Raw genomic sequence first — 4,914 nt, 5'->3', positions numbered from 1 at the left:
CATTTCGGACACCTGCCTTCTCTCAATTAGTTTACACAATCAAGATTTTTGTGTCCACTTTTTCATACTAACACCAACTTTGTTTTTCTCTTAAATCTGGACACTTGTTCCATAATATTAGCAACAATTTCTTTATATTTCTTTTTCTGCCATTCCAGATCACTATTGTTCAAAATTTCTGTTCTTTCAGCAGAATAATAAGGCTTAAATGTTACAGAGGTATTACGCCTCATTATAAGCTGTAAATTAATTATTTTGTAGTTTATAACATTCTGCTCTTTTGGAAAATTTATTCGGTCTTTTAAAAATTTTTGTATTTTCTGGGAATTGACTCTGGATGCATTCAAATTGCTCATATGATATGGAGTTTTTAGATATGTAACGGATTCCTCAATACTGTGTTTCTTGATATATTCGCCATACTCAGCTTTGAACCGGTTTATTCTGTCAGCTTCAGATTTAGATAAAGAAGCAGACAGGCTTTCTTCCTCTTTAAGATTTAATATTTCATCAATATCACTGCAAAACAGCTGTAAATTCTGTTTTTGCAATTTCGTATACGAGCTGGAATTATTTTCCAGTTTATTTATGACTGTATCAACCTTCCTTGAACACCCTGCAAACAAAATTATGAATAATAATAACCAATAAAATTTCTTCATATCTCTACACCTCCATAAAATCACTTTAAATATTTCCGTATAACAATTTTATGTTCAGTTTCTCCATAAATACTAAAGCCGCATTTTTTATATAAATCAGCAGGACCCATAAAATCATCGTGTACACTCACAAAATTTTTATTTGGATATGCCTCAATATAGTCAAAACCATCATTAGCCGCATCTTTGCACACATATTCCAGTAATTGCACAGCAATACCGTTTCTTCTCATGTCAGGAGCAATTATAAAACAAAATATAGATTTTACTTTTATGTCAGGGTCAGATTCTGTGGTATTTACAGAAGACAAAGAATAACGCCAGCTGTGGCATTTTGTACAGTCTGCCCTGTTATTGGCATTGCACCATCCTATAATCCGATTATCATAATACGCTAAATAGCCTTGAAGCATTCCGTTTTTTACATATCGAACAGCATAGTTTCTCCTTATTTCTGCTGACGGAAAGTCTTCTTCTTTCTGATCATCACTGCACCAACTCATACAATAACATCTGACATCATGGTCTTTGATATCTTTGTGGGCTGTATTCTCAAAAAAATACAGATAATCTTCCAGCAAGCCGGGTGTCAGTTTTTTTATTTCAATTTCCACTTGATCACCTCCAAAAAATGAGCAGTCAATCTAAGGAATGATGTATATTTATAACAGTAACAAATTATTTATCTTACTATAATAATTATAGCACAGCCTAAAATTAAAGCAAATTATTCTATAAAAAAATCCTGTAAAGTGTCGGAATTTAGCTAAAAACACTTTACAGGATAAGCAGTGAAAGCCTGATTTTAATAATCAGCAATTGTAAAAAATACAATATCTGTATAATCCTTTAGATTCGCAATGTCTAATGAAAGCTGCAAAAAATTTTTATTTTTTTTATACTTTTTCAGTAACTCGTTCTGAATACCGTATTGTCCGTTAATATTTTCTCTTTTGTTTCCCTGAGTTAATAAATTAATTGCTCCACGACATTCATTTATTACTTGTAAAAAATTTTCCATATTGAAAATATTTAATTTCACAATCATAAAATGTCCTCCATTCAAAAATTTAGCGGACGATAACTGTGATATATTTTATTTTTGTAAATTGTTTTATCATCCTTACAAATATATTGTAACAAAAACATTTTTGAATAGATATCTTGTTACTGCTATTATGTATCAATATTCTGCCATTTTATACGATACTCCGCAGGAGAGCATCCGAAGTGTTCTTTGAAGACTTTTCCGAAATAACTGCTGCTTCCTAATCCACAGGCATGACCAACAGCAGAAATAGTTTCCTGACTTTTTATTAACATACTGCATGCTATTTGCAGACGGTAGTTTTTTATGTATTCAATCGGCGTTGTGTGAAGGCGTTCGTGAAATATTCGGAAACACTTTCTTTCACTGATAAATGCATAATTTGCAATTTCCTGTATTGAGATTTTTTCCATATAATGCTCATATATGTATATCATCATCATCTTTAGTTCGTCATTTGTTTTATCATAACTTTCTTTTTCTTCCAATAAAGGTTTTGAAAGTGAAAAAAGTCTTGTCCATATTTCTGACAAAACAGACCGTAATGTTATCTCATAGGCGTAGCTGCTGTCTTCCAGTTCAAAAGATCTGCTGATCAGACCAAGTAATTCAGTATGTTCGGGAGTGTCGGGGTAGAATGCCAGTGCTTCTATCTGCGGCGCGGTAATAAGCGGTGTAATATATTTTTGTTCTATTTTACTTCCAGACTGTCCGCCGATAAACGAAGTATCAAATATATGTACAAGCTGAACTGTATTATTCACATTATCCTGAGTTTTTGTCATGTGAAGCACATTAGAATTAATAATTCCTCCAGAGCCTGCAGGAAAGACAATTTTTTTCTTTGGTGTGTAGTATTCCAAAACACCGCTTTTTATATAAAACAATTCGACTTCTTTATGCCAGTGCCAGGGTACAAAGCGTCCTGTATGTTTATCCAGTTCAACATAAGAAGCAATATAGGGAAAGTCCGGGGTCAGGTCGGACAGCAGTTCTTCTTTGCTTCCGTTTCTGAATTTTATACTATTAACATATTTCAAAAGTACAGCACCTCCTTTTGCCTTATTTATTATTAAAATTATGCAGATTTATTCAGGTTTGTATCTATCAGGGAATTCCTGCTTTGCAGCAAGCGAATATTTTATGATAAATTCAGTTTTTGCAGCTGTATAGCCGTCTCTGTTATGTTCAAAATCTTTTTGTAAAGACAGTTTTAATTTCCCGTATTCATTGGCAATATCAGGATATTTAATAAGAAAATCCCTGAAATACAGTTCGTTCCAGTTTCCAACATATCTGACATGAAGATGAAATACTTTTTCAGCAAATCCTTCCGGGGTATAACCTTTGCAAAACTCCCATTTAACAGGACTGTTTTCATGCATCATAAGGGTCCAGCCTGCTGTTTTCAGATCTTTAATAAGCTGTGTAATAATGCTGCTGCCGTCAATTTCCAGTAGTATGTCTATTGTGGGTTTTGAAATCAAATTTTCTACTGCGGTACTTCCAATATGGCTGATCCGTATAATGTTTTTGGCGTCTGTGGAGTTTAGGATATTTTGGCTTTCAGTTTCATACCATTGTTTATATTCAGGATTATAATCTTTTAAAATTATGGGGAACAGTTCCCAGAGTTCTTCCAGAGACATTTCTGATAATTGTTTTTTCAATTTTAACAACTCCTGTTTGAATTTTATTTCTTATATTATATCATATTATAGAAAAACAGCAGATTAGAAAATTGTTTGAACAGATTCTTACATAGTAGACTAAATGCATCATTATTTCCGTAAAGTCCAAATAAAAAGTATTTATATATTTAGAATTGTAGTATAATAAATAAAAGAAATTTAAGGAGTCTGATTATGAAAAAAATGATTTTTATATTATTTTATATTCTGTTTTTTGCTGTTTATCCGTGTAAACCTATAATAACCGATTATTTAGAAAAGTCAGGTATATCAACGGACAGCAGTAATTTGACAGTGTACACTGATTCAGCGGAAAATTTTGATTCTAATCTGATATTTAAACTTGATAATAAATTATACATTTACGGGGAAGAATTTCTTACAACAGATGATCAGACCTACGAGTATTTAGGCAGCGGCTATTATAAGAATGCCGATATGGTATATTTTTTTCGTAATGAAGTAACTAGGATTAGGGATAATGACAAGATAAAAACATACACTAAAACCAAAGAAGTGGAAAAGTTCAAAGGGACAAGCTGTGACGGGCAGTTTCGTGATTATTCCTATTTCATAGAAATTAATAATACCAAATATGAAAACGGAAAAAAGAATGGGAATTTCTTTAGTTCTGTATTCAGAAAGATATCTGATTTTTTTAGAAGATAATCAGGTGAAATACAAAAATTTCATATGAAAAAATCCCTCTGTTTTTATTATGGTCATTGAGTATAACATTAAAAATAATTATATTCAATTAAATTTACCGAAGATAAATTACCGGAATTTCATGAACCGAGAAGAAAAAATTCAAAATATAACAGCATAAAAAACTTCCGTCATATTGACATAACAGATAATTGATGTTAAACTTATAATAAATATAATATTACCACCGACTCATTTCGGCTAAAGAAGAATTTTCCATGCTGATTTGAGCTGGGTATATCTGGAAACGGGTATGCCTCCCAGTGCGGAAAGGTCGGCTGTCTTGTTGAACACATGTTTAGCGCTTTTTTCGTGCAGAGAAGCGTTTTTTTGTTGTCTGAAAATAAATACGCTGAAAATAATCAAGGAAAGATTTAGGTTTGATTTATAGAGGTTAGGGTTTTTAGATAAATACTTATCCTAAACAATAGTAAAATATATATCTAATATTTAATTTTTTGTATTTTAGTAAATTAGAAAGCCCAAAACTAATGAATGTCCAAATTCATAAATTCTTACTGTCTTTTCGTTATGCCCAGACGAAAAGTGAGTCCCTGACCTCTATAAATCAGACTTAAATTATTAATACAGTATTTCTATGAGGAAGTACTGTTTTTTTATTGGAAATATTGAAAAGCGGGATATAAACAAAAGGAAGAATACTAATACAGAAAATTTTTGAAAAAATTTGAAAATCTTCACATAAAAATCACAATAGAAGTGTATTATAATGTAATGGTCAAGCAAAATGGGAACATTAGGATCCAAAGAAATTGAATCTAGCCTGGTAAGGAGTAATAAACCC

6 protein-coding genes and 1 riboswitch are annotated in these 4,914 nt (G+C 31.6%); of the genes, 1 reads left to right on the top strand and 5 read right to left on the bottom strand.

Going from position 1 to position 4,914, the window contains the following annotated elements; all coding sequences use genetic code 11:
* Nucleotides 1-62: 62 nt before the first annotated feature.
* From NK213_RS18865 to NK213_RS18845, 5 genes are all read right to left on the bottom strand, one after another.
* Nucleotides 63-662, bottom strand: a complete 600-nt coding sequence (locus tag NK213_RS18865) for a hypothetical protein (protein ID WP_253352134.1) — start codon at nucleotides 660-662, stop codon at nucleotides 63-65.
* Between the two features lie 20 nt (nucleotides 663-682).
* On the bottom strand, nucleotides 683-1,276 hold the full coding sequence (locus tag NK213_RS18860) for a GNAT family N-acetyltransferase (RefSeq protein WP_253352133.1): 594 nt from the start codon (nucleotides 1,274-1,276) through the stop codon (nucleotides 683-685).
* A 191-nt stretch (nucleotides 1,277-1,467) separates the two neighbouring features.
* A complete protein-coding gene (locus NK213_RS18855; protein WP_253352131.1) occupies nucleotides 1,468-1,710 on the bottom strand; it encodes a ribonuclease HII in 243 nt (80 codons plus the stop codon).
* A gap of 128 nt (nucleotides 1,711-1,838) precedes the next feature.
* A complete protein-coding gene (locus NK213_RS18850; protein ID WP_253352127.1) occupies nucleotides 1,839-2,750 on the bottom strand; it encodes an AraC family transcriptional regulator in 912 nt (303 codons plus the stop codon).
* Between the two features lie 48 nt (nucleotides 2,751-2,798).
* On the bottom strand, nucleotides 2,799-3,380 hold the full coding sequence (locus NK213_RS18845; protein ID WP_253352126.1) for a GrpB family protein: 582 nt from the start codon (nucleotides 3,378-3,380) through the stop codon (nucleotides 2,799-2,801).
* A 195-nt stretch (nucleotides 3,381-3,575) separates the two neighbouring features.
* Between NK213_RS18845 and NK213_RS18840 the strand changes: the two genes are divergently transcribed.
* Nucleotides 3,576-4,070: a hypothetical protein gene (locus tag NK213_RS18840; RefSeq protein WP_253352125.1), complete on the top strand. Its 495-nt coding sequence runs from the start codon at nucleotides 3,576-3,578 to the stop codon at nucleotides 4,068-4,070.
* A gap of 213 nt (nucleotides 4,071-4,283) precedes the next feature.
* A riboswitch (molybdenum cofactor riboswitch) is annotated at nucleotides 4,284-4,401 on the top strand.
* Nucleotides 4,402-4,914: the final 513 nt, after the last annotated feature.

The organism is Sebaldella sp. S0638 (assembly GCF_024158605.1).
In the GTDB taxonomy this organism is placed as follows: Bacteria; Fusobacteriota; Fusobacteriia; order Fusobacteriales; family Leptotrichiaceae; genus Sebaldella.
The sequence above is the reverse complement of the archived record's forward strand: the minus strand, read 5'-3'. Positions and strand labels throughout refer to the sequence as shown.

Coding starts and splice junctions, on each gene's coding strand:
- NK213_RS18865 (WP_253352134.1), bottom strand. CDS start 662: ATGAAGAAATTTTATTGGTTATTATTATTCATAATTTTGTTTGCAGGG.
- NK213_RS18840 (WP_253352125.1), top strand. CDS start 3,576: ATGAAAAAAATGATTTTTATATTATTTTATATTCTGTTTTTTGCTGTT.
- NK213_RS18855 (WP_253352131.1), bottom strand. CDS start 1,710: ATGATTGTGAAATTAAATATTTTCAATATGGAAAATTTTTTACAAGTA.